The following is a 24,816-nucleotide window of genomic DNA, read 5'->3' as shown; positions in this document are numbered from 1 at the left end:
TTGTTAAAATAAAGGTAAGATAAGAAGAGAGCGAAATGGAGGAACATGAATGACACAAAAACTAGTATTAATTGACGGGAATAGTATTGCCTACCGTGCATTTTTTGCTTTGCCGCTTTTAAACAATGATAAAGGAATACATACAAATGCCATATATGGCTTTACTACAATGCTGACACGTATCTTAGAGGAAGAGAAGCCGACGCATTTACTTGTGGCATTTGATGCAGGGAAAACAACGTTTCGCCACAAAACATTTACAGAATACAAAGGAGGCAGACAAAAGACGCCTCCTGAACTTTCAGAGCAGTTTCCCTTTATTCGTGAGTTATTAGATGCATATGGGATTAAGCGCTATGAACTGCCTGATTATGAAGCAGATGATATTATCGGTACGCTTTCAAAACAAGCTGAAAAAAAAGGAATGGCCGTAAAAGTCATTTCCGGGGATAAAGATTTACTTCAGCTTGTGTCAGAACATGTAACCGTAGATATTACGAGAAAAGGAATTACGGATGTCGATTCCTATACGCCTGCAGCCATTGATGAAAAGTATGGTATTACGGCTGCACAAATTATTGATATGAAGGGCCTTATGGGGGACAGCTCGGATAATATCCCAGGCGTGCCCGGAGTCGGCGAAAAAACAGCCTTAAAGCTATTAAAAGAGTTCGAAACGGTTGAAAATGTATTGAAATCTATCGATCAAGTCAGCGGTAAAAAATTAAAAGAAAAGCTAGAAGATAATCGTGAATCAGCCATCATGAGTAAAAAGCTTGCAACTATTTATTGCGAAGCGCCTCTGGAAGTATCTGTAGAAGATGCAAAGTATGACGGGTTTGAATCTTCAAAGGTCATCTCATTATTTAAAGAGCTTGGGTTTAATTCTCTGCTTGCTAAATTTGGTGAATCAGCAGAAGAGGAAGCAGATTTTGAAGAACTGACGTTTGAAATAGCGCAGGAAGTTCACGATGATATGTTAACAAGCGAAGCAGCTCTGATCGTAGAAGGGTATGAAGAAAACTACCATCACAATCAGCTGCTCGGTTTTGGAATCAGCAACAAGAATGGCCACTATTTTATTGATAAAGATACAGCTCTTTCATCTTCTAAATTTAAAGCATGGTTAGAAGATGGACGTGTAAAAAAGACGGTGTTTAATGGAAAACGTACGATTGTATCGTTAAAATGGGCGGGGCATGAAATTAAAGGAATTGAACATGATGTAATGATTGCTTCTTACATCTTGAATCCTGCTGAGGCAAATGATGACCTAGCAACAATTGCAAAATTAAAAGGATACCATCAAGTGCAATCAGATGAAGCTGTGTATGGAAAAGGAGCTAAGCGAAGCATTGCGGAAGCTGATCAGCTAGCTGAACATGTTATAAGAAAAGCAGCCGCCGTAGCTTATTTAAAAGAAGTTTTAGAAAAAGAATTGGTTGAAAATGAACAGTTTGAGCTGTTTGAGAAGCTTGAAATGCCTCTTGCCATTGTCCTTGCTGATATGGAATATCAAGGGGTGAAAATTGACCGCGCGCGTTTGGATGAAATGGGCGAAGATCTTCGAGAGCAGCTTGAAAAAATTGAAGCGAAAATCTACGAATACGCTGGACAAGAATTCAATATTAATTCGCCAAAGCAGCTAGGAGTTGTTCTTTTTGAAAAAATGCAGCTTCCAGTCATAAAGAAAACAAAAACAGGCTATTCCACATCAGCCGATGTATTAGAGCAATTAGCTAGTACCCATGATATTATCCCAGAGATTTTACAATACCGTCAGCTAGGAAAATTACAGTCTACGTATATTGAAGGATTAAAAAAGGTTATTCATGAAAGCGATGGAAAAGTTCATACCCGCTTTAATCAAACGTTAACTCAAACGGGGAGGTTAAGCTCAGTAGATCCTAACCTGCAAAACATCCCGATTCGTCTTGAAGAAGGTAAAAAAATAAGAGGTGCGTTTGTGCCTTCACAGCCTAATTGGTTAATATTTGCGGCGGATTATTCACAAATTGAGCTGCGCGTACTGGCTCATATTGCAGATGATGAAAAGCTAATCGATGCGTTTAAGCATGACTTAGATATTCATACGAAAACAGCGATGGATGTGTTCCACGTCGAAAGAGAAGAAGTAACGTCGAATATGCGCCGCCAGGCTAAAGCAGTTAACTTTGGAATCGTCTATGGCATCAGTGATTACGGTTTATCGCAAAGTTTAGGAATTACAAGAAAAGCAGCGGCTACTTTTATTGAACGCTATTTAAAAAGCTTCCCTGGTGTACAGGAGTATATGGATACGATTGTACGCGATGCAAAAGAAAAGGGATATGTAACAACGCTCTTGCACCGCCGACGTTACTTGCCTGAAATCACGAGCCGAAACTTTAACCTCCGCAGCTTTGCTGAGCGTACGGCTATGAATACGCCTATCCAAGGGACGGCAGCTGATATTATTAAAAAAGCAATGATTGAAATGGATAAGCGCTTAAAAGATGAAAATCTTCAGGCTAAGCTGCTGCTTCAAGTACACGATGAGCTGATTTTTGAAGCCCCAGAAGAAGAAATTAAAATTTTAGAGAAAATCGTACCAGAAGTAATGGAGAACGCTTTAGAGCTAGAAGTTCCGTTGAAAGTAGATTATTCTTACGGAAAGACTTGGTACGAAGCAAAGTAGTGGAAAAAGGATGTGACAAACGTGCCAGAATTACCAGAAGTTGAAACCGTCAGACGTACGTTAATTGAATTAGCCAGTGGAAAGACCATTGAGCGTGTAACAGTTAAATGGCCTAATATTATCAAACGTCCTGAACAAGTTGAACAGTTTTGTGATGCGCTTGTTGGACAAACCATTCGAGATGTTGAACGCAGAGGTAAGTTTTTGAAAATTGTGCTCGATGATTATACGATGGTTTCTCATTTGCGTATGGAAGGGAAATATGCTCTCCATGAGAATGCAGAAGAACCAGATAAGCATGTACACGTCTTTTTTCACTTCACGGATGGAACGGAATTGCGATACCGAGATGTAAGGAAGTTTGGTACTATGCACTTATTTAAAAAGGGAGAGGAAGATCTGTTTCCTCCTCTTATTGGCCTTGGACCTGAACCGTTTGACGAAACATTTAATCCTAGTCAATTAAAAATGAGAATCGGCAAAACCTCTCGAAAAATCAAGCCGGTTTTACTCGATCAAAATGTCGTGGTTGGGCTTGGAAATATTTATGTAGATGAAGCACTGTTTCGCGCAGGGATTCATCCTGAACGAGTGGCCAGCCAATTAACAGACGAAGAGTATGAAAAATTGTACGAAGAAATTGTAGCGACTCTTCAAGAAGCTGTGAAGCAAGGAGGCAGCACAATTCGCACGTATGTAAACACACAGGGACAAATAGGCATGTTTCAGCAGCAGCTTTATGTGTACGGAAGAAAAGGCGAATCCTGTAAAATGTGCGGTACTCCAATTGAAAAATTTGTTGTAGGCGGTAGAGGAACACATATCTGCCCAAATTGTCAGCTAGCTAAAAAATAACAATGGATGGGCTCCTTTCATATACTACGTATAGACAGAAAGGAAAGGAGTCCTCTCATCATGATAACATTTTCTTTACTTATTCTTGCTTTTGCCGTAAGTCTTGACAGCTTTAGCGTTGGCCTGACATACGGACTTCGAAAGGTGAAAATCCCGCTGAAATCCATTTTTATTATTTCATGTTGCTCAGCATTTTCTTTAATGTTTTCTATGTTTTTAGGAAAAGTACTTACGCATCTATTTTCAGTGGATGTACTAAATAAAGTAGGCGGAGGTATTCTTGTTCTGCTTGGGATGTGGATTTTATACCAGTTTTTTTGTCCGGCAGATTCATCTCGAGTGAAAGAAGAAAAAACATTAGTGAAAATTGAAATTAAGTCAATTGGCCTAGTCATCAACGTATTGAAAAAGCCAATTGCAGCAGATTTAGATAATTCAGGTTCCATCAATGGAATTGAAGCATTTATACTTGGAATTGCATTATCTCTGGATGCATTTGGAGCAGGGTTTGGAGCGGCTTTATTAGGTTATTCGCCGTATGCTCTAGCAATTGCTGTAGCTCTTATGAGTTCGCTTTTTTTAAGTGCGGGCATACAGTTTGGCAAGGTTTTTTCACGTTTATCATGGATGAAAATGTTCTCGTTTGTACCAGGAGTTCTGCTCATTATTTTAGGTATTTTTAGATTTTAAATAAAGGGATAAAGGAGAGACCAATGTCAATTGTAATTGGATTAACGGGCGGAATTGCAAGCGGAAAAAGCACGGTAACCGGAATGCTACGAGATATCAATATTCCAGTAATCGACGCTGATCACATTGCAAAAGAAGTCGTAGAACCAGGAAAAGAAGCATACAAACAAATTGTCGAGACGTTCGGCCGTTCTATTCTTCACGAGAACGCGGAGATCAATCGAGCGGCTTTAGGGGAAATTGTGTTTTATCAAGAGGAAGAACGTAAAAAGTTGAATGCAATTGTACATCCTGCTGTAAGAAAAGAAATGCTTTCTCAAAAGGAAAGCTATATAGAGGAAGGTTACGAAGCCGTTGTATTAGATATTCCGCTGCTGTTTGAAAGCGATTTGACACACTTAGTGGATAAAGTAGTGGTTGTATATGTCGATGAGTCTGTGCAGCTAGAAAGGTTAAAGTCGCGTAATAACCTCTCGGCGGAGGATGCCTATGCGCGTATCCATGCACAGCTGCCTTTGATTCAAAAAGTAGCCTTAGCCGATGCGGTGATCAATAACAACGGTCCTGTAGAGGAAACAAAACAACAGCTTTTAAGTATATTAGCCCTATGGCTAGATTAAAGAGTGAATGATTGCATTCACTCTTTTTTTATTGGGAATATTTAAGGGCTTCTAAAAAAGAATGTGTTAAATATCTGTTCTCGCTATATACATATAGTAAAACTTAATTAAAATAATTTATTAAAAAAAATTAATATTATTCACTTTTTAAATATTTATGTTATACTATTCAATATAAAAAGTTAAATAGTATAACACATATAGAGAGGGGTATAGCCATGAAAGCACGTATTGCCATTAATGGTTTTGGGAGAATAGGAAGAATGGTGTTTCGCACAGCGATTATAGAGGAAAATTTAGATATTATTGCAATAAATGCATCTTATCCAGCAGAAACGTTAGCACATTTAATCAAATATGACTCTATACACGGACCATTTAATGGAGATGTCAAATGTGATGATGATGCGCTAATTGTTAACGGTAAAAGAATTCAGCTATTAAATTCACGTGATCCGCTGAATTTGCCTTGGAAAGAGCTTGGGATTGATCTAGTTGTTGAAGCAACGGGAAAATTTAATTCAAGAGAAAAAGCGCAGTTACATATTGAAGCAGGTGCGAAAAAAGTTGTCTTAACGGCACCGGGTAAACAAGAAGATATCACCATTGTGATGGGCGTAAACGAACGAGAGTTTGATGTGAATCAGCATAACATTATTTCCAATGCCTCTTGTACGACAAATTGTCTAGCTCCAGTTGTCAAGGTACTAGACGAAGCGTTCACAATTGAAAACGGTTTAATGACGACCGTTCATGCATATACAAATGATCAAAAGAATATCGATAATCCGCATAAAGATTTGCGAAGAGCTCGTGCGTGTGCTCAATCAATTATTCCTACAACAACTGGAGCAGCCAAGGCACTTTCATTAGTTCTTCCTCATTTAAAAGGAAAACTTCATGGGATGGCGCTTCGTGTGCCAACGCCGAACGTATCGCTTGTCGATTTAGTTGTGGATGTAAGGAAACCTGTGACGATGGAAGATGTTAATTTAGCGTTTATTAAAGCTGCTGAAGGACCATTAAAGAATATTTTAAATTTAACAATGGAACCACTCGTATCAATTGACTTTAATACAAATCCTCATTCAGCGATTGTAGATGGACTATCCACAATCGTAATGGAAGATCATAAAATTAAAGTGTTAGCTTGGTACGATAACGAGTGGGGCTACTCTCAGCGCGTAGTCGATTTGGTAAGATATATTGCTGCAGAAATGCGTAATGGATCAAAAATAAGAGTAAGCTAAGAAAGCTATTGATTGCTTTTAAAAAAAACAGGGAGCTATCGCCCTGTTTTTTTTTGTTTTTATTCAAAAGAATAGGGAAAAGCAATAAGATAAGCATGCAAAGGGGTGTTTATTTTCCTCAATTTTAATAAAAAATTAATAGTCGTTTAGCAGCTTTTACACACTGTCTCACGAGAATACAGGGGTAATTTGTATAGGTCTATCTGCAAGAACAATCTTTAATAAAATCAAAACACGTATTGCAAAATAAATGTAAACAAAGTATACTATGTTTCGTGAACTTCTTGTGTACCTTTCGGTGATGTGGCTACTTAAAGGGTTAGGACCTCTTTGGACTAACTTTCCCCCGTGGTAGTTAACATGCTATATGGCGAAAGAACTTCATGTTTAACGATTAAAAATTGTTAAAGGGGGAAATATCATTATGGAAACAATGGGTCGTCATGTCATCTCAGAATTATGGGGATGCGATTTCGATAAGTTAAATGATATTGATTATATTGAAAAAACGTTTGTTGATGCAGCTTTAAAATCTGGTGCGGAAGTTCGCGAAGTAGCGTTCCATAAATTTGCACCTCAAGGTGTAAGTGGCGTTGTTATTATTTCAGAATCACATTTAACGATTCACAGCTTCCCAGAGCATGGTTATGCAAGTATCGATGTTTATACTTGTGGTCATTTAGATCCTACAATCGCAGCAGATTATATTGCAGATGCTCTAAGTGCACAGACACGTGAAACAATTGAATTGCCACGTGGAATGGGTCCTGTTCAGGTAAAACAAACTAAAGCGAATGCACTTTAATAGTGTCGATTGATTACGTAAGTTAAGAGGTGTATTACACACCTCTTTTTAGTATATAAATTTTTAATACGCAAAAACAAAGGGGATAACAACATGGGGGTAGTACAAGCAGTTAAATCTTTATTTTCTAATCATGTAGAAACAAGCGATCACCATTCAGATCCGACTCTAAAAACGCATTATTACAAAACAACGGCCGGGAATGCATTTAAGCAAGTTTATGAAATGTTGAAGCACATGCAAGGGATAGAGATACTTGCTGCGTATGAAGAGCGAGGAGAAATTAGCTTAAACGTTGTAAAAGGAAGAAAAGCTTTTGTTGTGATTACTATTATTAACGTACGTCCTCTTGAAACCGCTATCGATTTTTCTGCTACAACAGAATCAAAAGTGGTGCCGGTTGATTTTGGTTTTAGTAAAGAACTTGTACGTACGCTTTATAAGAGCTTTGATCAAAAACTTATTCCTATTTCTTCGTAAGTTCCTTATCATTTTTGAATTTCAGGAAATAAAATGGGGAAATTCCTTTTCCTTTACTTGTATTCAAGCCTTGTTTTCTATAAGATGGAATAAAGCAAATCCTTTAATACAGCATCGTGTTTGTTAAAGGAAATGATGATAAAAATCATAATAAATGGCGAATAGCCGGCTAACATAGATGGAAATTAACTTATATAAGAGAAAATAAAAAGAAAAACAAGGTTTATTATTGGAGCTGAGAATATGAAGTGCCCATCCTGTCATTACAATGGAACGAGAGTGCTGGACTCGCGCCCTGTAGAAGAAGGCCGCTCTATTCGTAGAAGACGTGAATGCGAAGAGTGTCACTATCGTTTTACAACTTTTGAGAAAGTAGAAGAACTTCCGTTAATTGTTGTAAAAAAAGATGGAGCGAGAGAAGAGTTCAGCAAAGACAAAATCCTTCGAGGGTTAATTAAGGCGTGTGAAAAACGCCAAGTAAGCTTAAAACAATTAGAAGATACCGTACACGATATTGAAACAGAGCTGCGCAGTCAGGGTACATCAGAGGTGCAGTCAGATGTGGTAGGAGAAATGGTGATGGAGCGATTAGCTGCTATCGATGAAGTCTCTTATGTTCGATTTGCTTCTGTATACCGACAATTTAAAGACATCAATGTATTTATTGATGAATTAAAAGATTTAATTAAGAAGGAACGACTGTAAAAGAGCTATTGAAGTATTCTTTAGGCTCTTTTTTTGTCATTTCTATTACTTTAAAAGTAGGTAGGGAACGACATGAAAGAACAACATTGGAAAGAAATGATACCGGTCGATCGTTATGTTGTTCGTTCGAACGGCATACTGCAGGAATACGACCGAAAGATTTTAACCATGCTCTATCAGCCGTTGGTGGGTACAACGTGCTTTGGTCTGTATATGACGCTATGGAGCGAGCTGGAACAAGATCGTTTATGGGGGAAAGAGTCTACGCATCATCATCTAATGTCAATGATGCAAATTAATTTGAAAGCTATTTACCATGAGCGGTTAAAATTAGAAGGCATTGGTTTGTTAAAAACATATATTAAGGAAGAAAATGATGTTCGTGTGTTCATTTATGAGCTCATTCCTCCTCTTACGCCCCATCAGTTTTTTAACGATGGCGTGTTAAATGTATATTTATATAACCGACTCGGAAAATCTATCTTTCAAAAAGTAAAAAATTATTTTTCTGATTCACTCGTCGATGACCAATCGTTCACAGACGTGACGCATTCATTTAACGATGTATTTAAATCAGTTAAAGCAACAGAGCTGGCTCCAAGTTTTCAGTCTGAAAGCAAGGATGTATTTTCTCCTGATGCTCAAACGGACTTTGTGGATTCCTCCAAACGCGCTTCTATTGAGATGAGCCCGGATTCCTTTGATTTTGATTTATTTTTAGCAGGTCTAACAGATTCAATGATTTCGAAAAGGTCTATTACATCTAAAGTAAAACAAGCGATTGAAAAGCTAGCCTTTTTATACGGTATCGATCCTCTTCAAATGAAAAACGTGGTGCTCGATTCGCTAAATGAGAACGATCAAGTTGATATTGAATTGCTTAGAAAAGCGGCACAGTCCTTTTACCAATTTGAAAATGGAGAAGCACTTCCAAATCTAAGCGAACAAATTCAGCCGCCTATGCTTCGTACTATGCAGGAAAAGCAGCCGCAGACAAAGGAAGAGCAGCTCATTCAACAGCTTGAAGTGACTTCTCCTCGACAGCTTTTGATCGAGTTTTCCGGGGGAGCAGAGCCTTCAAAAGCAGATTTGCAAATGATCGAAGAAGTGATGTTTAACCAAAAGCTTTCACCAGGGGTAGTAAATGTTCTTATTTACTATGTTATGCTAAGATCCGATATGAAATTATCTAAGAGCTATGTAGAGAAAATTGCTGGACACTGGGCGCGCAAAAAGGTACAAACTGTTCAAGATGCCATGAATTTAGCTAAAAATGAACAGAAAGAATATCAGAATTGGACCGAAGCAAAGCAAAATAAAAAAACGGCTGGACGAAAAATTGTGCGTAAAGAAATGGTGCCAGAGTGGCTGAGCGATGAAGAAAAAGAAGAGAAAAAGCAGCCTTCAAAAGAAGTGGACGGATTTGAAGAAGAAAAACGAAAGCTACAAGAAGAGCTCAAGCAGTTAGATCAAGAGCTAAAACAAAAGCATAAAGAATAAAAAGCAGGTATGATAGAGGTGAGGTGAAAAAGATGAAGCCTATCAATGATTCACTAAATCAGTTAGTGAACAAAAAGGATTTTAAAGCACGCTTAGAAGCATTAAGAAACAGTATCCTGTCTAATCCCGAAGTTAAAACATTTTTGCAAGAGCATCGCCATGAGTTAGATGAGCAAATGGTCGACCGAGGTCTGATGAAGATGCATGAATTTATCGACCAAAGCAAATGCTGTGACAAGTGTCCTTCTTTGCAAAGCTGCGTCAACATGGTGAAAGGATACCACCCTCAGCTGGTTGTAAAAGGCCGTAATATTGATTTACAGTATGAACGCTGTCCTAGAAAAGTACAAGAAGATGAGCGAAAAGAACAAGAATCTTTTATTCAGTGTATGTACGTGCCTAAAGAAATTTTACAGGCAACAATGTCTGATATTGAAATTGAGCAGGGAAGATTTGAAGCCATTAAACTAGTAAGAGATTTTGTGCGAGAATATGAGCCAAATAAGAAAATGAAAGCTTTATATTTACACGGTTCGTTTGGTGTGGGGAAAACGTATTTTCTTGGAGCAATTGCCAATGCGTTAGCCGAAAAGAAAGTGAAATCTACCATTCTGTATGTCCCGGAGTTTTTGCGTGAGTTAAAAGGTTCGTTTCAAGATCAAAGTTTCAATGAGAAAATAGAGTATGTCAAAAAAGTACCGGTTCTTATGCTTGATGATCTCGGAGCAGAATCCGTAACGAGCTGGATGCGAGACGATGTGCTCGGAACCATTTTACAATTCCGTATGCTCGAAAATTTGCCGACATTTTTCAGCTCGAATTTAAATTTTAAAGAGCTTCAACATCATTTGACTTATACCCAAAGAGGCGAGCAGGAAGAGCTCAAAGCCGCTCGTGTCATGGAACGAATTAAGTCTCTAGCCATTCCTGTTGAAATGAATGGAGAGAATAAACGAAATAGATGAGCAGGTCGTTTTACATTTCTTGTAACGACTTGCTCATTTTTTTGCATGTTGCCCCATATACATTAATAAAGCGTGTCCAAAGGGGGGCTATGAGGAATGAAAATATTCTTTAAATATGTAGAAGACGCAGTCGTTGTATATGAGTCTTTATGCGCGAAGCGAAGCGCTTTATCATATGGTTCACAGTGCTTGAAGCTGGTGAATAATCAGCTTTTAGTCATTGATGAGACATACAATAGAGAGGCCGTTTTACAAGACATGGTGATACCGGTATTAACCCACGTAATTTTAAAAAAGAAAGAAAAAAAGATGATGGTAAACATATTAAAAGAACAATTTTTCTATTCAGAAGAGGAAGAGCAAGATTTGCTGCTTCAAATTATGGGGGGGATTATGGAAGGAGAGAGAGGCGAAATTCCGCAAAAAACATTTTCTCTTCCAAGAGAATTACTTATCCGCCAGGCTCTTCAAGACTTCTTCATTCATAATGTAACATTCACCTTTGAGTCTTTTCTCCAATTCCGCTTAAAAGAATATCAAGAGCGGCTGCGCTATTATGCCGAGCTGGCGATTGATGAATATAAGCTTGAACAAGACTATCAAATTCTTATTCATCAGCTGCGTCAAGCAGCTAATGAAAGACAGTTATCTACAGGCGATGTGTATGTAATGCACTTGAATAAAAACAAGTTTGTGTTGTACGACCACAATAGTAGATATGTTCCTGAACGTGAATGTGCAGCTCTAGCAGAGGCCTTTTTATCTGAACAAGAATCATTATACATAGACTCAACTATTATCGCGCCTTTGCTAAGTTTATCTCCAGCTGCTATTCATCTGTATAGCGACCAGCATGATCATGATTTTGTTTATACCATTCAAAATATCTTCCAAGAAAAAGTTATGTTATACGAAAAAAATGAATTTCCGTTTGATCAAAAGCAAAATATAACGTGAAAGGTTGATTTCTATTTTGAAAATGAATATAATAAATGCATATTGAAAAACAGCTATATGTTACAAGTTATGATGAGGACATGAGTGTATATTTACGGTTTGTAGAGAGGGAGATCCAGGCTGAAAATCTCCTAACACGGAATATATTCTTACCACCTCTAAACTTCAGTAGTAAACGAGCAGAGCCTCTAGTAATTACTGACGGAATTTCCGTTATAAAACCTCGAGCCGCTTCGGGTTCTTTGGGTTATCCAAGATACGAAGAGGAAACAAGGGTGGTACCGCGTGTATACACAACTCGTCCCTTTTGATAAGGGACGAGTTTTTTGTTTTTACAAAAAGTTTATTCAGTTATGTTAAAGGAGTGGAAAGTTGTGTCAGAAGTAATCAAAATGACATTTCCTGATGGAGCTGTTAAAGAGTATTCAAAAGGATCATCAACAGAAGATATTGCGGCTTCTATTAGCCCGGGATTAAAGAAGAAAGCATTAGCAGGCAAAGTAAACGGCGAGCTGCTGGATTTACGTACGCCAATTGAACAAGATGGCAGTCTTGAAATCATTACGCAAGATGCTCCTGAAGCGCTTGAAATTATGCGTCACAGTACAGCGCATTTAATGGCTCAAGCAATCAAACGTTTGTACAAAGATACAAAAGTACAGCTAGGTGTAGGGCCGGTTATCGAAAACGGTTTTTACTATGACATCGATATGGAAGAATCAATTACTCCTGAAGATTTAGGTAAAATTGAAAAAGAAATGAAAAAAATCGTTAATTCAAATATTGAAATTGAACGAAAAGAAGTTTCTCGTGAAGAAGCCATTCAACTTTTTAAAGAAGTTGGCGATGAACTAAAGCTTGAATTGATCGATGCGATTCCAGCAGGTGAAAAGGTTACGATTTACCAACAAGGCGAATTCTTTGACCTTTGCCGAGGCGTGCACGTGCCGTCAACAGGCAAAATTAAAGAATTTAAACTATTAAGCGTGGCGGGTGCTTATTGGCGCGGAGACAGCGATAATCAAATGCTGCAGCGTATTTACGGTACAGCATTCTTTACAAAAGCAGATTTAGACGAGCATCTTCGTCTTCTTGAAGAAGCAAAAGAACGTGACCACCGTAAACTTGGTAAAGAGCTAAACTTATTTACAAATTCTCAAAAAGTAGGACAAGGTCTGCCTTTATGGCTTCCAAAAGGTGCGACGATCCGCCGTATTATCGAGCGTTATATCGTAGATAAAGAAGTAAGCCTTGGTTATCAGCACGTTTACACTCCAGTGCTCGGAAGTGTAGAACTTTACAAAACGTCTGGTCACTGGGAGCACTACCAAGATGACATGTTCCCTGCAATGGAAATGGATAACGAAGACCTGGTTCTTCGTCCGATGAACTGCCCTCATCACATGATGGTTTACAAACAAGGTATTCACAGCTATCGTGAGCTTCCAATCCGTATTGCTGAGCTTGGAACGATGCACCGCTACGAAATGTCAGGAGCATTATCAGGACTTCAGCGTGTTCGAGGCATGACACTAAATGATGCGCATATCTTTGTACGTCCCGACCAAATCAAAGAAGAATTTATTCGTGTAGTTCGCTTAGTTGAAGCGGTTTATAAAGATTTTGGATTTGAAAATTATTCATTCCGTCTATCTTACCGTGACCCTGCAGATACAGAAAAATACTTTGATGATGATGCAATGTGGGAAAAAGCACAAAGCATGTTAAAAGACGCGATGGATGAGCTTGACCTTGATTATTATGAAGCTGAAGGAGAAGCGGCATTCTACGGTCCAAAACTAGACGTTCAAGTTAAAACAGCTCTTGGTAAAGAAGAGACGCTATCTACGGTTCAATTGGATTTCTTACTTCCTGAACGATTTGATTTAACGTATGTAGGAGAAGACGGAAAACAACATCGACCGGTTGTTATTCACCGCGGCGTGGTGTCAACAATGGAACGTTTTGTAGCTTTCTTAATCGAAGAATACAAAGGAGCTTTTCCAACGTGGTTAGCACCTGTACAAGTTCAAGTGATTCCGGTATCACCTACCGTTCACCTTGAGTATGCAAAAGAAGTGCAAGAACAGCTTCAGCTGGCGGGTATTCGTGTGGAACTTGATTCTCGCGATGAGAAAATCGGCTATAAAATCCGTGAGGCTCAAATGCAAAAAATTCCTTATATGCTTGTTGTAGGGGATAAAGAAGTAGAGGATAAAGCAGTAAACGTACGTAAATACGGTGAGCAGAATTCAGAAACAGTGGACTTCCAAGCCTTTTTACAAAATGTAAAAGCAGAAGCATCTCGCTAATGAAAAAAGCAGAGAATTGAAATTCTCTGCTTTTTTATGCAACATTTATAAAAAACTGTTGCATAAATGTTTTTCCTTTGATACAATAATTTTTGTTGTGAAAAAAGAACGAAATCATTGACTTTTGTCTTTGTTGATACTATAATAGCTTAAGTAATTGAATACTTGTTTATACAGAAGAAGAAGCACCCGCTTCTCACCTGAGTGACGCATAGAGCAGTTAGCAGGTACATCGTATCTTAATTAAAACGATAGAAGTGTGGGTGCAGTATGTACTCACACTTTTTTGTGTGAGTTAATAATCGGTCTAAGCAAGCGTATTCGCTCATTAAACCTTGGAGGTGGCTACTTATTAGCAAGGACATGATGGTAAACGAGGGCATTCGAGCTCGCGAAGTTCGTCTAATTGATCAAAACGGTGAACAATTAGGAATTAAATCAAAAAATGAAGCATTAGAAATTGCTTCACGAGTAAATCTTGACTTAGTAATGGTTGCTGCAAATGCGAAACCGCCGGTATGTCGTATTATGGACTACGGTAAATTCCGCTACGAGCAACAACGTAAAGAAAGAGAAGCTCGTAAAAACCAAAAAGTTGTAAACTTAAAAGAAGTTCGTTTAAGTCCAACAATTGATGAACATGATTTTAACACTAAACTTCGTAACGCACGCAAGTTCCTTGAAAAAGGTGACAAAGTGAAAGCGTCTATTCGCTTTAAAGGTCGTGCCATTACTCATAAAGGGATTGGCCAAAAAGTACTTGAACGTTTTTCACAAGCTTGCGAAGATGTAAGTTCAGTTGAATCGGCTCCTAAAATGGAAGGCCGCAGCATGTTCTTAGTCTTGGCACCTAAAAACGAAAAGTAATAGAACGAGGAGGAACACCCCATGCCAAAAATGAAAACACATCGTGGCGCTGCAAAGCGTTTCAAAAAGACTGGAAGCGGTAAATTAAAACGTGCTCGTGCTTACACAAGCCATTTATTCGCTAACAAATCTACAAAACAAAAGCGTAAATTACGTAAAGGTTCTTTAGTAAGCAAAGGTGACTTCAAACGTATCCGTCACTTATTAGATAACATTAAGTAATTTGGGTTGAGATAGAAACAATACAGGAGGTAAACAATTATGCCACGCGTAAAAGGCGGTACAGTAACACGCAAACGTCGTAAAAAAGTTTTAAAATTAGCTAAAGGTTTCTTCGGTTCGAAGCATAGATTATATAAAGTTGCTAATCAGCAAGTTATGAAATCTCACATGTATGCTTATCGTGACCGTCGTCAGAAAAAACGTGACTTCCGTAAATTATGGATCACACGTATTAATGCAGCTGCTCGTATGAACGGTCTTTCTTACAGCCGTTTAATGCACGGTTTAAAATTAGCAGGTATTGAAGTTAACCGCAAAATGCTTGCTGACTTAGCTGTAGCTGATGAAAAAGCATTTGCTGAATTAGCAACTGCTGCTAAAAAAGGCTTAGATAAGTAATGAATATAAAGTCTCGTCATCTTTAGATGATGAGGCTTTTTTGCTATCGGAGGACATATCATGAATGAACTGCTGCTTACCTATTTTATTGTTATTAATATAGTAGGGGTAGGAATGATGTATAGAGATAAACAAAAAGCGAAAAGACATGAGTGGAGAATTGCCGAAAGCACACTGTGGACGGTAGCTGCTATCGGAGGAGCTCTTGGAGGACTGATTGGTATGTATTGCTATCGTCATAAAACGAAGCACACATCGTTTACAGTAGGTTTTCCTATTCTTGCTGCTCTTGATTTACTTTTCTTTTTTGTTATCAGCTGAGCACAAATGATTTTGTGCTCAGTGTAAAAATTCTCGAACGGGGCTTTTCCAGCGAATAGGAGCATTTGGATACATGTCGTGTACGTGGCTTTCCAGCAGCTTGAAATCTTGTTTTTGCAGTTCATGTAATCGAGATGGATCTGTTAACACCATTGTAATTGACAAAGATTCTGGTTCATTGGGATTGCTGTATTTTTCTCCTTCAAATAAAATACCTTTATACGTTAGTAGAAAATTTTTGCGGATATTCGTTTTTTCGTCAACGACAAAAAATTGCTGATGTTCCTGAGCTGCTACAAGCTTCCGCTTTGGACTGCGAAAATGCTGAACCAGCTTTAATAGTGTGTAAGCAACAAGCGCGAAAATGAACACGCGAACGATAACAATAACAAACATAACGCTCCCTCCTTTACAAGGCACAGTTTTCTTACTTTACGTTCGAGTCTCTAAAAAGTTTCATGATTTTTGATATAATTTCTTTATTGGTTTAAAAAGAAGAAGATATACATAATTACAGGAGTGATTACATTGAATTTACAACAGCTATTTACCATGCAGCGCCAGCTGGATCAGCATATAGAGGATAAGCATGAGCTTCATAAGGAAGATTTGATTCCAAGAAAGCTTTTAGCACTGCTTGTCGAAATGGGAGAACTGGCAAACGAAACGCGCTGCTTCAAATTTTGGAGCGTCAAACCTCCGGCTGAAGACGCTGTTATTTTAGAAGAATTTGTGGACGGCGTACATTTTATCCTTTCTTTAGGGATTGAAAAAGGATACGATGATTTAACTGAATTACCAAATGCAAAAGCAAGTGATTCAAAAACAGCACAATTTTTACAGGTATTTGCACAAGTTGCTGCTTTCGAGCAGGATCAGTCGAAAGGAAACTTTGTGGAGATGTTTGTATCGTACATGACGCTTGGCGATATGTTTGGTTTTTCCGCTGAACATATTGAAAAGGCGTACATCTCAAAAAATGAAGTGAATTTTAAACGCCAAGAACAAGGATACTAGAAATAAAGGGATGGGAAATTTTACTTCAACCTCTTTTTAGCTATAATAGAGGTATACATATGAAAGGGGTAATCCATATGACAAAGTTAGATGAAACATTGACGATGCTTAAAGCACTAACAGATGCAAAAGGAATTCCTGGCAATGAGCGTGAACCGCGTGAGGTTATGAAGAAATATATTGCACCTTATGCAGATGAAGTAACGACGGATGGGCTAGGCAGTTTGATTGCAAAAAAAGTGGGCAACGAACAAGGGCCTAAAATTATGGTAGCCGGTCACTTAGATGAAGTAGGCTTTATGGTGACTCAAATTGATGAACGCGGCTTTATTCGTTTTCAAACGGTAGGCGGATGGTGGTCTCAAGTTATGCTTGCTCAACGCGTAACCATCGTTACATCTAAAGGAGAGGTAACGGGGATTATTGGCTCAAAGCCTCCTCATATCCTGCCTCCAGAAGTTCGTAAAAAGCCCGTTGACATTAAAGATATGTTCATCGATATTGGTGCCTCTAGCAGAGAAGAAGTAGCGGAGTGGGGAGTAAAACCTGGTGATCAGGTTGTGCCTTATTTCGAATTTACGGTTATGAACAACGAAAAGATGCTGCTAGCGAAAGCCTGGGATAACCGTATCGGCTGTGCAATCGCTATCGATGTATTAAAAGCTTTAAAAAATGAAACACATGAAAATGTTGTGTATGGTGTAGGAACGGTGCAAGAAGAAGTTGGACTTCGAGGTGCAAAAACATCCGCTAACTTTATTGAACCGGATATTGCATTTGCTGTTGATGTCGGCATCGCTGGCGATACACCTGGTGTTTCTGATAAAGAAGCATCTTCTAAAATGGGAGAGGGTCCGCAAATCATTTTATATGATGCTTCCATGGTTTCTCATAAAGGACTTCGAGATACAGTGGTAGATGTGGCAGATGAATTAAATATTCCATATCAATTTGATGCAATCGCTGGAGGCGGTACGGACTCAGGTTCTATCCATATTTCAGCTAATGGGGTGCCAGCACTTTCAATTACGATCGCAACTCGTTATATCCATTCTCATGCAGCGATGCTTCATCGTGATGATTATGAAAATGCAGTTAAATTAATTGCGGAAGTAATTAAACGCTTAGACCGAAATACGGTGAACGCAATTACGTATAATTAAAAAAAGCTCATTCTCCTAGGAGAATGAGCTTTTTGCTGTACATAGTACATAGGACAAGGCTATTTATTTTAAACCGTTTTCAAGCGTTGTCAGAATTTCTTCTTTTTCTGATTCTGGAGACTTTTCCCAAAGCACCTCAAATAAAACACCAAGTCCAGGGAGCATTTTTTCTTCGCCGCTTTGAATAGCGTCAGAAATTGTAGCTTCAAGCTCTTCTTTTGAGTTTCCTGAAACGTTTGCAATAACAGCATTTCGTAAATTAAGATCCATCATTTTCACCTCAGCTATCGTAAAGTTACCAATAGTTTTTGTTTTCTTTGCGATTTCTATGTACAATAAAGTGAAACTTATCTAATGATTATTGAGCAAAATGTAATCGAACTATTTATTTTTATATAGATAAAGGAGTTATGTTTGTGAAACAAATTGATTCAGTTAAAAATCCGCAGGTAAAAGCGTGGAAAAAGCTGCATAATAAAAAAGACCGTGATAAGCAGGGCCTTTTTATGGTAGAAGGCTTTCATTTAGTCGAAGAAGCTATCAAAAATAAGGATTGTGTAAAGGAACTAATTATACGCGAATCGATCGAAGTGCCAGCACAGTGGAACATAGACGGTATTGAAATAACCGTTGTCAACGAAGCAATAATCAAATTATTATCTGACACCGAAACACCTCAAGGGATTATCGCTGTGTGTTTTCAAACGACGCATGCAGAAATCATTCATACAGCACAGAAAGTATTGCTTTTAGATGCGGTGCAAGATCCAGGTAACCTAGGTACGATTATTCGAACCGCTGATGCTGCCGGAGTGGACGCTATTATCGTTGGAGAGGGCAGCGTGGATGTGTACAACCCAAAAGTCGTTCGTTCAACGCAAGGAGCTATTTTTCATCTTCCAATTGTAAAAGGCGATTTACTCGAAATGATTTCACTGTTAAAAGAAAGAGGAATAGCAGTTTACGGCACGTCTCTACAAAATGGAAAGGTCTACTCATGCGTAAAACCTTCAAACGAATTTGCGCTGATTGTGGGAAATGAAGGAAACGGCGTAAGCGAGAAAGTGCTGGAACAAACGGATCAGAATCTGTACATTCCCATCTATGGAAAGAGCGAGTCGCTAAATGTTGCCATCGCTTCTGGAATCTTACTTTATTATTTACGCGGAATGTAGTTGCATCGAGAACGTGTTTTCACTATAATAATACAATAGTTACATATGTAAAAAACGATGAAAGAGAGCAGTAGCTTATGTCCGTTTATGCAGGGAGAAAATGCCGCGACTGAAAGCATTTTTATAAATGTAATAAGTGAATTCACCTCTTGAGTTGACACTTAGACCATCTTACATAGATGTAAAGGTGTTCCGGAGATTCCGTTAACTTGAATGAAGTGAACTGTATACGTCTGTGTATATAGTTAACAAGGGTGGTAACGCGACTAATCCTCGTCCCTTTTTTGGGAGGAGGTTTTTTTATTTGTCATTTTTTACGTTAAAAGGAGGAATAAGTGATGAAAGAACGTTTACAAGAACTTCAACAAGAAGCAATTGCAAAAGTCGAAGCAGCAAGTGCTTTAAAAGAATTAAACGACGTACGCGTAGCTTATTTAGGAAAGAAAGGCCCTATCACAGAAGTGCTTCGCGGTATGGGAAAACTTTCAGCTGAAGAGCGTCCTGTAATGGGGGCACTTGCAAATGAAGTGCGTGAAGCTATTGCATCTAAAATTGAAGAAAAACAAACGGCGTTAGAAGCAGCCGAGGTAGAGCGTAAACTTGCTTCAGAAACAATCGACGTAACGCTGCCAGGACGCCCTGTTAAAGCAGGTACGCATCACCCGCTAACAAGCGTGGTTGAAGAAGTAGAAGATTTATTCTTAGGAATGGGCTATGAAGTAGCAGAAGGACCGGAAGTAGAGCAGGACTACTATAATTTCGAAGCGCTGAACTTGCCAAAAGGTCACCCAGCACGTGATATGCAAGATACGTTCTATATTACGGAAGAAACGCTTCTTCGTACGCATACATCAACTGTTCAAGCTCGTGTTATGAACAAGAATGAAGGCAAAGGACCTGTTAAAATTATTTGCCCGGGCAAAGTGTACCGCCGCGATGACGATGATGCTACGCATTCTCATCAATTCATGCAAATTGAAGGTCTTGTAGTAGACGAAAACATTCGTATGAGCGATTTAAAAGGCACGCTTGAAGTATTTGTGAAAAAGATGTTCGGTGCAGACCGTGAAATTCGTCTTCGTCCAAGTTTCTTCCCGTTCACTGAGCCGTCTGTAGAAGTAGACGTATCGTGTGCAAAATGTGGAGGTAAAGGCTGTAATGTATGTAAACAAACAGGCTGGATTGAAATTTTAGGAGCTGGCATGGTTCACCCAAATGTCCTTGAAATGGCTGGATACGATTCAACTAAATATCGTGGTTTTGCTTTTGGAATCGGTGTAGAGCGTATTGCTATGTTAAAACACGGCGTGGATGATATTCGTCATTTCTATACAAATGATGTTCGTTTCTTAGATCAATTTAAACAAGTATAAAGGAGGGACTACGATGTTTGTATCTTATCGTTGGTTACAAGAGTATGTTGACTTATCAGGCGTAACGGCAGAAGAGTTAGCAGATAAAATCACAAAAAGTGGAATTGAAGTTGAAGGTGTAGAAAACTTAAATAAAGGCATCAGCGGAGTGGTAATTGGTCACGTTGTAGAACGTGAACAGCATCCAAATGCTGATAAATTAAGCCGCTGTCAAGTAGATCTTGGCGGAGGAGAAATCGTTCAAATCGTGTGCGGAGCACCGAACGTGGCACAAGGTCAAAAAGTAGCGGTTGCAAAAGTGGGAGCTGTACTTCCAGGTAACTTTAAAATCAAGCGTGCTAAGCTTCGCGGTGAAGAATCGAACGGTATGATTTGTTCTCTTCAAGAGCTTGGCATTGAAAGCAAGCTTGTGGCAAAAGATTATCAAGAAGGCATCTTCGTGTTCCCAAGCGATGCTGAAGTAGGAGCGGATGCACTAGATGCATTAAACTTAAACGATGAAGTATTAGAACTAGGGCTAACACCAAACCGTTCAGACTGCTTAAGTATGTTAGGTGTAGCACATGAAGTGGCTGCTATTTTACGTCGTGAAGTGAAGTATCCGTCAGTAAACGTGCAAACGTCTGATGAGCAAGCAGCTGATCATATTTCCGTTAAAGTAGAGGCAAAAGAAGACAATCCGCTTTACGTAGCGCGCGTTGTGAAAAACGTAAAAATTGCTCCGTCACCATTATGGATGCAAACGCGTTTAATGGCAGCTGGTATTCGACCTCATAACAACGTTGTTGATATTACCAACTATATTTTGCTTGAATACGGCCAGCCTCTGCATGCTTTTGACTACGATCGTCTTGGTTCAAAAGAAATTGTTGTACGTCACGCGTCAGAAGGCGAGAAGTTTGTAACACTTGATGACCAAGAGCGCGTATTAAAAGGCAATCAGCTTGTCATTACAAACGGAAGTGAGCCGGTAGCTCTTGCAGGTGTAATGGGCGGAGCGAACTCCGAAGTAAAAGACGATACGGTAAATGTTCTCATTGAATCAGCTTACTTCAAAGGCTTAACGGTTCGCCAAGCTTCAAAAGACCACGGTCTTCGCAGTGAGGCAAGCGCTCGTTTTGAAAAAGGAATTGATCCTAACCGTACGCGTGTAGCTGCTGACCGCGCAGCAGAATTAATGGCTGAATACGCTTCAGGTGAAGTGGTAAATGGTACTGTAGAAGTGGATACACTAACTGTGGAACCTGCTGTTGTAGCTGTGTCACTTGGACGTATTAACGATGTGCTTGGTACAGAGCTATCAATGGAAGAAGTACAAGACATTATGAACCGTCTTCAATTTGAAAACAAAGTGGAAGACGAAACCATTGTTGTAACAGTGCCAACTCGTAGAGGCGATATTACAATTGAAGAAGATATCGTCGAGGAAGTAGCGCGTATGTATGGCTATGACAACCTTCCTACAACGCTTCCTGTAACAGTGGCAACTCCAGGAAAACTAACAGAGTATCAGCTTGGACGCCGTAAAGTTCGCCGTTTCTTAGAAGGTGCGGGACTAGCACAAACAACAACATATTCGTTAACGAGCGCTGGAAAAGCTACTCAGTTTGCACTAAATGCAACAAGTACAATTGGTTTAGCAATGCCGATGAGCGAAGATCGCAGCATCCTTCGTCAAAGCTTAGTGCCTCATTTGCTAGAAGCAGTGAAGCATAATAATGCTCGTCAGTCGGATTCTATTGCGCTATACGAAACAGGCTCAGTGTTCTTATCTAAAGGTGAAGGAGAATTACCGGATGAGCAGGAGCGCGTAGCTGGTGCAATCACGGGTCTGTGGCATGCTCACGGCTGGCAAGGTGAAAAGAAAGTCGTTGATTTCTATGTGATTAAAGGTGTACTAGAAGGGTTATTTGCACAGCTTGGTTTGGAGAAACGAATCTCATATGCTCCCGTTAAAAAAGACGGTATGCACCCTGGACGTACAGCGGCTGTATGGTTAGATGAAAAAGAAATTGGATACGTAGGTCAAGTTCATCCTGTTGCTCAGAAACAATATGGTCTTCGTGAAACATACGTATTTGAATTACACCTTCAAGAGCTATTAGCTGCAGATGTCGAAGAAGTTCGTTATTCAGCTATTCCAAGATTCCCATCTATTACTCGTGATATTGCACTTGTTGTAGATAAAAACGTTCTTGGAGGAGAAGTTCAGCGCGTCATCTATGCGGCGGGCGGAGAACTTTTAAAAGACGTGACGGTATTTGATCTATATGAAGGAGAGCGTATGGAAGAAGGCAAGAAATCTGTAGCTTTCTCTTTACGTTACTTAGATCCTGAACGTACATTAACTGATGAAGAAGTAGCAAAAGCACATGGTGCAGTGTTAGAAGCTGTAGAAAAAGAATTTGGTGCAACGCTTCGTTCATAAGAATAAGAAAAGAGATGTGGATTTCCACATCTCTTATTTTTTAGCTAATTTTAGAGCTTTTTCTGTATTAGCAAAATGAATTTTAGCTAAAGAGTTCAGCGCATTCACGCCATGTTTCTTAATGATTTTAGCAGCGGCGATATCAACTTGTGCGCCAGCTCCGCGAGGAATAACCATCCCGGTCTTTTCCGTCAGCAAATCCATTTGTTTTAAAAATGCGTATCTGGCAATAATGGAAGCAGCAGCTACAGATAAATGAACGCTTTCTCCTTTTGTGCTGAAAAAGACATTTTCTTTGATAATTTCTTTTTCCTTTACCACGTGTTTATAATAGGTGTTTTTTTCGACAAACTGGTCAATTAAAATGGCATCGGGTTTTTCAGGATCCAGTTTTTTTAACACGTTGGATAAAGCTTTGTTGTGTAACAGAGCTTTCATTTTACCTTGTGACATGCCTTTTTCTTGAAATGCATTATACTTTTCGTTATGTAAAACAAGCAAACTATAGGGAATAAACGAAACAAGCTGCTTGGCAATTTCAATAATTTTAGCATCCGTTAACTCTTTTGAATCGCGTACTCCTAATTCTTTTAACAAAGGAAGCTGCTCTTTTTGAACATAGGCAGCAACTACGGTCATAGGACCAAAATAATCTCCCGTCCCTACTTCGTCAGAACCGATGACCGATAGTGAGCTGAAGTTTGATGGGAGGTGGGAGACAGGAGCCTTTTTCGCAGCATCTAAAGAGCCTCCCCACTTAGCCGCTTCTGTTTCAGCTTCTTTTCCTTGAAAAAGTACTTTTCCAGAGCGGTACGCAGTGATAGAACAGCCGGGAGTTTTAGCCGCAAACATACTTCCCTGCGGCAGTTTGGGCTGCAAATAGGATGTGTAATGAAGCTTCATTTTAGCTATTTGATCAGCTGATACCTTAATAACAGCATGTGACATAATGCTTCACTCCTTTCGGGGTATTTTAGTTTACTTTATAAGCACTATCCCTTATGATAGCTTAAATATAGATATGTTTCCATTGAAGTCTTCTTCGTGGTATGATAGGGATTAGGATTTTTCGTGGAACGGAGGATTTTCTCGTGTCAAGACAAGATAAAACACGTGCGACAGTTGACATCTTTGGTCAGCAGTACAGCATCGTCGGTAGCGAAAGTACAAGCCATATTCGACTTGTCGCCTCTATAGTGGATGAAAAAATGCGTGAAATCAGTACTAAAAACCCTTCTTTAGATATCAATAAATTAGCAGTATTAACAGCTGTAAATGCTGTACACGAATATATAAAACTGAAAGAAGACTATGAGAGACTTGAACAAAAACTTTATGGAAAAGAGGAATGACTGAGTCAATGCTTAATATCATTTTAATTATATTGCTTCTTTTAGGCTTTGTAACAGGTCTTAAAAGAGGATTTATTTTGCAGCTCATTCATATTGTCAGTTTTGCGGTTTCGTTTATCGTCGCTTATATGTTTAGTGGAGATTTGGCAAGCCGACTTCGCTTGTTGATTCCGTTTCCAGACAATATTCAGCAGCAAAGTGTCGCATCGTTTGTATTTGATTCTGGAACGATAGAAGACGCTTTTTATCGAATGATTGCATTTGCGATTTTATTTTTTGCTACTCACATTGTACTTCGCCTTGCAGGCTCTGTTTTAACGGCTTTAACCGAACTGCCAATTCTGCGCCAGTTAAATAAATGGGGCGGAGGTGCACTTGGATTCGTTGAAGTGTATATCATCGTTTTTATTTTGTTATACATTGGAGCCGTGATTCCTGTAAGTGAAATTCAAACGCCAATTCAACAGTCTTCAATTGCAATCAATATCGTACAAAATACTCCATACTTATCGTCTGCGATTCAAGATTTGTGGACTCAGTATGGTGTAATGTAATGAAATTACAATAGCTTGTTGAGAGGGTGTGTCGAAAGTGTCATAATACTTTTGAGATACCCTCTTTTTTTATCGCAGTCTGATCTGCGGTTTTCACGAGGATAAAAGTATGTCTATATGAAAATTTGA

26 protein-coding genes and 3 other annotated features are annotated in these 24,816 nt (G+C 39.0%); of the genes, 23 read left to right on the top strand and 3 right to left on the bottom strand.

Annotated elements, in window-relative coordinates:
• The first annotated feature begins 49 nt into the window (after positions 1-49).
• From polA to LAV82_RS05460, 16 genes are all read left to right on the top strand, one after another.
• Entirely contained in the window at positions 50-2,677 is a 2,628-nt protein-coding gene (polA, locus tag LAV82_RS05535) for a DNA polymerase I (protein ID WP_211077223.1), read from the top strand.
• A 21-nt stretch (positions 2,678-2,698) separates the two neighbouring features.
• Positions 2,699-3,532, top strand: coding sequence for a DNA-formamidopyrimidine glycosylase (gene mutM / locus LAV82_RS05530; protein WP_499715715.1), 834 nt, complete (start codon positions 2,699-2,701; stop codon positions 3,530-3,532).
• A gap of 60 nt (positions 3,533-3,592) precedes the next feature.
• Positions 3,593-4,222: a sporulation membrane protein YtaF gene (ytaF, locus tag LAV82_RS05525; protein WP_028410526.1), complete on the top strand. Its 630-nt coding sequence runs from the start codon at positions 3,593-3,595 to the stop codon at positions 4,220-4,222.
• A 23-nt stretch (positions 4,223-4,245) separates the two neighbouring features.
• Positions 4,246-4,842 carry a dephospho-CoA kinase gene (gene coaE, locus LAV82_RS05520; RefSeq protein ID WP_016765703.1) on the top strand — a complete coding sequence of 199 codons (597 nt, stop codon included), beginning with the start codon at positions 4,246-4,248 and terminating at the stop codon, positions 4,840-4,842.
• A gap of 218 nt (positions 4,843-5,060) precedes the next feature.
• Positions 5,061-6,092: a glyceraldehyde-3-phosphate dehydrogenase gene (locus tag LAV82_RS05515; RefSeq protein ID WP_013059435.1), complete on the top strand. Its 1,032-nt coding sequence runs from the start codon at positions 5,061-5,063 to the stop codon at positions 6,090-6,092.
• A gap of 424 nt (positions 6,093-6,516) precedes the next feature.
• Complete coding sequence (gene speD / locus LAV82_RS05510; protein WP_013059434.1) at positions 6,517-6,897, top strand: adenosylmethionine decarboxylase; 381 nt, start codon at positions 6,517-6,519, stop codon at positions 6,895-6,897.
• 93 nt (positions 6,898-6,990) lie between these two features.
• The gene (locus LAV82_RS05505) at positions 6,991-7,377 is read left to right on the top strand and encodes a cytosolic protein (RefSeq protein WP_211077225.1); all 387 of its coding nucleotides are present in this window, start codon (positions 6,991-6,993) and stop codon (positions 7,375-7,377) included.
• Positions 7,378-7,620: 243 nt separating this feature from the next.
• The gene (gene nrdR, locus LAV82_RS05500; protein WP_013059432.1) at positions 7,621-8,082 is read left to right on the top strand and encodes a transcriptional regulator NrdR; all 462 of its coding nucleotides are present in this window, start codon (positions 7,621-7,623) and stop codon (positions 8,080-8,082) included.
• 72 nt (positions 8,083-8,154) lie between these two features.
• Entirely contained in the window at positions 8,155-9,582 is a 1,428-nt protein-coding gene (locus LAV82_RS05495) for a replication initiation and membrane attachment family protein (protein WP_499715714.1), read from the top strand.
• A gap of 32 nt (positions 9,583-9,614) precedes the next feature.
• Positions 9,615-10,547 (top strand): primosomal protein DnaI, encoded by a 933-nt coding sequence (gene dnaI, locus LAV82_RS05490; RefSeq protein WP_013059430.1) that lies wholly within the window; start codon positions 9,615-9,617, stop codon positions 10,545-10,547.
• 96 nt (positions 10,548-10,643) lie between these two features.
• Complete coding sequence (gene ytxC, locus LAV82_RS05485; protein ID WP_013059429.1) at positions 10,644-11,504, top strand: sporulation protein YtxC; 861 nt, start codon at positions 10,644-10,646, stop codon at positions 11,502-11,504.
• 60 nt (positions 11,505-11,564) lie between these two features.
• Positions 11,565-11,813, top strand: a binding site (T-box leader).
• A 44-nt stretch (positions 11,814-11,857) separates the two neighbouring features.
• Complete coding sequence (gene thrS, locus LAV82_RS05480) at positions 11,858-13,816, top strand: threonine--tRNA ligase (protein ID WP_194719240.1); 1,959 nt, start codon at positions 11,858-11,860, stop codon at positions 13,814-13,816.
• A gap of 171 nt (positions 13,817-13,987) precedes the next feature.
• Positions 13,988-14,110: a sequence feature (ribosomal protein L20 leader region), on the top strand.
• Positions 14,111-14,179: 69 nt separating this feature from the next.
• Positions 14,180-14,683, top strand: coding sequence for a translation initiation factor IF-3 (gene infC / locus LAV82_RS05475; RefSeq protein WP_013059427.1), 504 nt, complete (start codon positions 14,180-14,182; stop codon positions 14,681-14,683).
• A 21-nt stretch (positions 14,684-14,704) separates the two neighbouring features.
• Positions 14,705-14,905 carry a 50S ribosomal protein L35 gene (gene rpmI, locus LAV82_RS05470; RefSeq protein ID WP_013059426.1) on the top strand — a complete coding sequence of 67 codons (201 nt, stop codon included), beginning with the start codon at positions 14,705-14,707 and terminating at the stop codon, positions 14,903-14,905.
• Between the two features lie 39 nt (positions 14,906-14,944).
• Positions 14,945-15,304 (top strand): 50S ribosomal protein L20, encoded by a 360-nt coding sequence (gene rplT, locus LAV82_RS05465; RefSeq protein ID WP_013059425.1) that lies wholly within the window; start codon positions 14,945-14,947, stop codon positions 15,302-15,304.
• Between the two features lie 60 nt (positions 15,305-15,364).
• On the top strand, positions 15,365-15,625 hold the full coding sequence (locus LAV82_RS05460; protein WP_013059424.1) for a DUF1294 domain-containing protein: 261 nt from the start codon (positions 15,365-15,367) through the stop codon (positions 15,623-15,625).
• Positions 15,626-15,643: 18 nt separating this feature from the next.
• On the opposite strand, the gene LAV82_RS05455 is transcribed toward LAV82_RS05460, so the two are convergent.
• Positions 15,644-16,021, bottom strand: a complete 378-nt coding sequence (locus LAV82_RS05455; protein WP_016765696.1) for a hypothetical protein — start codon at positions 16,019-16,021, stop codon at positions 15,644-15,646.
• A gap of 132 nt (positions 16,022-16,153) precedes the next feature.
• Here LAV82_RS05455 and LAV82_RS05450 point away from each other — a divergent pair, with 132 nt between their 5' ends.
• Together LAV82_RS05450 and LAV82_RS05445 are read left to right on the top strand one after the other, a co-directional pair.
• Entirely contained in the window at positions 16,154-16,642 is a 489-nt protein-coding gene (locus LAV82_RS05450; RefSeq protein ID WP_211077228.1) for a dUTP diphosphatase, read from the top strand.
• Positions 16,643-16,719: 77 nt separating this feature from the next.
• Positions 16,720-17,805, top strand: a complete 1,086-nt coding sequence (locus tag LAV82_RS05445; protein WP_016765694.1) for a M42 family metallopeptidase — start codon at positions 16,720-16,722, stop codon at positions 17,803-17,805.
• 63 nt (positions 17,806-17,868) lie between these two features.
• Here LAV82_RS05445 and sspI read toward each other — a convergent pair whose 3' ends face one another.
• Positions 17,869-18,075, bottom strand: a complete 207-nt coding sequence (sspI, locus tag LAV82_RS05440; RefSeq protein ID WP_013059420.1) for a small acid-soluble spore protein SspI — start codon at positions 18,073-18,075, stop codon at positions 17,869-17,871.
• A 140-nt stretch (positions 18,076-18,215) separates the two neighbouring features.
• Here sspI and LAV82_RS05435 point away from each other — a divergent pair, with 140 nt between their 5' ends.
• From LAV82_RS05435 to pheT, 3 genes are all read left to right on the top strand, one after another.
• Positions 18,216-18,980 (top strand): TrmH family RNA methyltransferase, encoded by a 765-nt coding sequence (locus LAV82_RS05435; RefSeq protein WP_499715713.1) that lies wholly within the window; start codon positions 18,216-18,218, stop codon positions 18,978-18,980.
• A gap of 48 nt (positions 18,981-19,028) precedes the next feature.
• Positions 19,029-19,264, top strand: a binding site (T-box leader).
• Positions 19,265-19,318: 54 nt separating this feature from the next.
• Positions 19,319-20,353 carry a phenylalanine--tRNA ligase subunit alpha gene (gene pheS, locus LAV82_RS05430; protein WP_014458064.1) on the top strand — a complete coding sequence of 345 codons (1,035 nt, stop codon included), beginning with the start codon at positions 19,319-19,321 and terminating at the stop codon, positions 20,351-20,353.
• Between the two features lie 13 nt (positions 20,354-20,366).
• Positions 20,367-22,781 (top strand): phenylalanine--tRNA ligase subunit beta, encoded by a 2,415-nt coding sequence (gene pheT, locus LAV82_RS05425; RefSeq protein WP_499715712.1) that lies wholly within the window; start codon positions 20,367-20,369, stop codon positions 22,779-22,781.
• Between the two features lie 33 nt (positions 22,782-22,814).
• On the opposite strand, the gene rnhC is transcribed toward pheT, so the two are convergent.
• Complete coding sequence (gene rnhC, locus LAV82_RS05420) at positions 22,815-23,729, bottom strand: ribonuclease HIII (protein WP_013059416.1); 915 nt, start codon at positions 23,727-23,729, stop codon at positions 22,815-22,817.
• Positions 23,730-23,872: 143 nt separating this feature from the next.
• Here rnhC and zapA point away from each other — a divergent pair, with 143 nt between their 5' ends.
• Both zapA and LAV82_RS05410 read left to right on the top strand, forming a co-directional pair.
• Complete coding sequence (zapA, locus tag LAV82_RS05415; protein ID WP_013059415.1) at positions 23,873-24,133, top strand: cell division protein ZapA; 261 nt, start codon at positions 23,873-23,875, stop codon at positions 24,131-24,133.
• Entirely contained in the window at positions 24,130-24,687 is a 558-nt protein-coding gene (locus LAV82_RS05410; RefSeq protein ID WP_014458067.1) for a CvpA family protein, read from the top strand. Before zapA ends, LAV82_RS05410 begins: the two co-directional genes overlap by 4 nt.
• Positions 24,688-24,816 lie beyond the last annotated feature (129 nt).

The organism is Bacillus sp. ILBB4, assembly GCF_035064545.1.
Taxonomy (GTDB): domain Bacteria; phylum Bacillota; class Bacilli; order Bacillales; family Bacillaceae_H; genus Priestia.
This window is presented reverse-complemented; position numbering and strand designations above follow the sequence as displayed.

What these genes read in the sequence shown, in the direction of transcription:
- polA (WP_211077223.1), top strand. Translation starts at nt 50, where the DNA reads ATGACACAAAAACTAGTATTAATTGACGGGAATAGTATTGCCTACCGT.
- ytaF (WP_028410526.1), top strand. Translation starts at nt 3,593, where the DNA reads ATGATAACATTTTCTTTACTTATTCTTGCTTTTGCCGTAAGTCTTGAC.
- coaE (WP_016765703.1), top strand. Translation starts at nt 4,246, where the DNA reads ATGTCAATTGTAATTGGATTAACGGGCGGAATTGCAAGCGGAAAAAGC.
- LAV82_RS05515 (WP_013059435.1), top strand. Translation starts at nt 5,061, where the DNA reads ATGAAAGCACGTATTGCCATTAATGGTTTTGGGAGAATAGGAAGAATG.
- speD (WP_013059434.1), top strand. Translation starts at nt 6,517, where the DNA reads ATGGAAACAATGGGTCGTCATGTCATCTCAGAATTATGGGGATGCGAT.
- LAV82_RS05505 (WP_211077225.1), top strand. Translation starts at nt 6,991, where the DNA reads ATGGGGGTAGTACAAGCAGTTAAATCTTTATTTTCTAATCATGTAGAA.
- nrdR (WP_013059432.1), top strand. Translation starts at nt 7,621, where the DNA reads ATGAAGTGCCCATCCTGTCATTACAATGGAACGAGAGTGCTGGACTCG.
- LAV82_RS05495 (WP_499715714.1), top strand. Translation starts at nt 8,155, where the DNA reads ATGAAAGAACAACATTGGAAAGAAATGATACCGGTCGATCGTTATGTT.
- dnaI (WP_013059430.1), top strand. Translation starts at nt 9,615, where the DNA reads ATGAAGCCTATCAATGATTCACTAAATCAGTTAGTGAACAAAAAGGAT.
- ytxC (WP_013059429.1), top strand. Translation starts at nt 10,644, where the DNA reads ATGAAAATATTCTTTAAATATGTAGAAGACGCAGTCGTTGTATATGAG.
- thrS (WP_194719240.1), top strand. Translation starts at nt 11,858, where the DNA reads ATGTTAAAGGAGTGGAAAGTTGTGTCAGAAGTAATCAAAATGACATTT.
- infC (WP_013059427.1), top strand. Translation starts at nt 14,180, where the DNA reads ATGATGGTAAACGAGGGCATTCGAGCTCGCGAAGTTCGTCTAATTGAT.
- rpmI (WP_013059426.1), top strand. Translation starts at nt 14,705, where the DNA reads ATGCCAAAAATGAAAACACATCGTGGCGCTGCAAAGCGTTTCAAAAAG.
- rplT (WP_013059425.1), top strand. Translation starts at nt 14,945, where the DNA reads ATGCCACGCGTAAAAGGCGGTACAGTAACACGCAAACGTCGTAAAAAA.
- LAV82_RS05460 (WP_013059424.1), top strand. Translation starts at nt 15,365, where the DNA reads ATGAATGAACTGCTGCTTACCTATTTTATTGTTATTAATATAGTAGGG.
- LAV82_RS05455 (WP_016765696.1), bottom strand. Translation starts at nt 16,021, where the DNA reads ATGTTTGTTATTGTTATCGTTCGCGTGTTCATTTTCGCGCTTGTTGCT.
- LAV82_RS05445 (WP_016765694.1), top strand. Translation starts at nt 16,720, where the DNA reads ATGACAAAGTTAGATGAAACATTGACGATGCTTAAAGCACTAACAGAT.
- sspI (WP_013059420.1), bottom strand. Translation starts at nt 18,075, where the DNA reads ATGGATCTTAATTTACGAAATGCTGTTATTGCAAACGTTTCAGGAAAC.
- LAV82_RS05435 (WP_499715713.1), top strand. Translation starts at nt 18,216, where the DNA reads ATGTTTGTGAAACAAATTGATTCAGTTAAAAATCCGCAGGTAAAAGCG.
- pheS (WP_014458064.1), top strand. Translation starts at nt 19,319, where the DNA reads ATGAAAGAACGTTTACAAGAACTTCAACAAGAAGCAATTGCAAAAGTC.
- pheT (WP_499715712.1), top strand. Translation starts at nt 20,367, where the DNA reads ATGTTTGTATCTTATCGTTGGTTACAAGAGTATGTTGACTTATCAGGC.
- rnhC (WP_013059416.1), bottom strand. Translation starts at nt 23,729, where the DNA reads ATGTCACATGCTGTTATTAAGGTATCAGCTGATCAAATAGCTAAAATG.
- LAV82_RS05410 (WP_014458067.1), top strand. Translation starts at nt 24,130, where the DNA reads ATGACTGAGTCAATGCTTAATATCATTTTAATTATATTGCTTCTTTTA.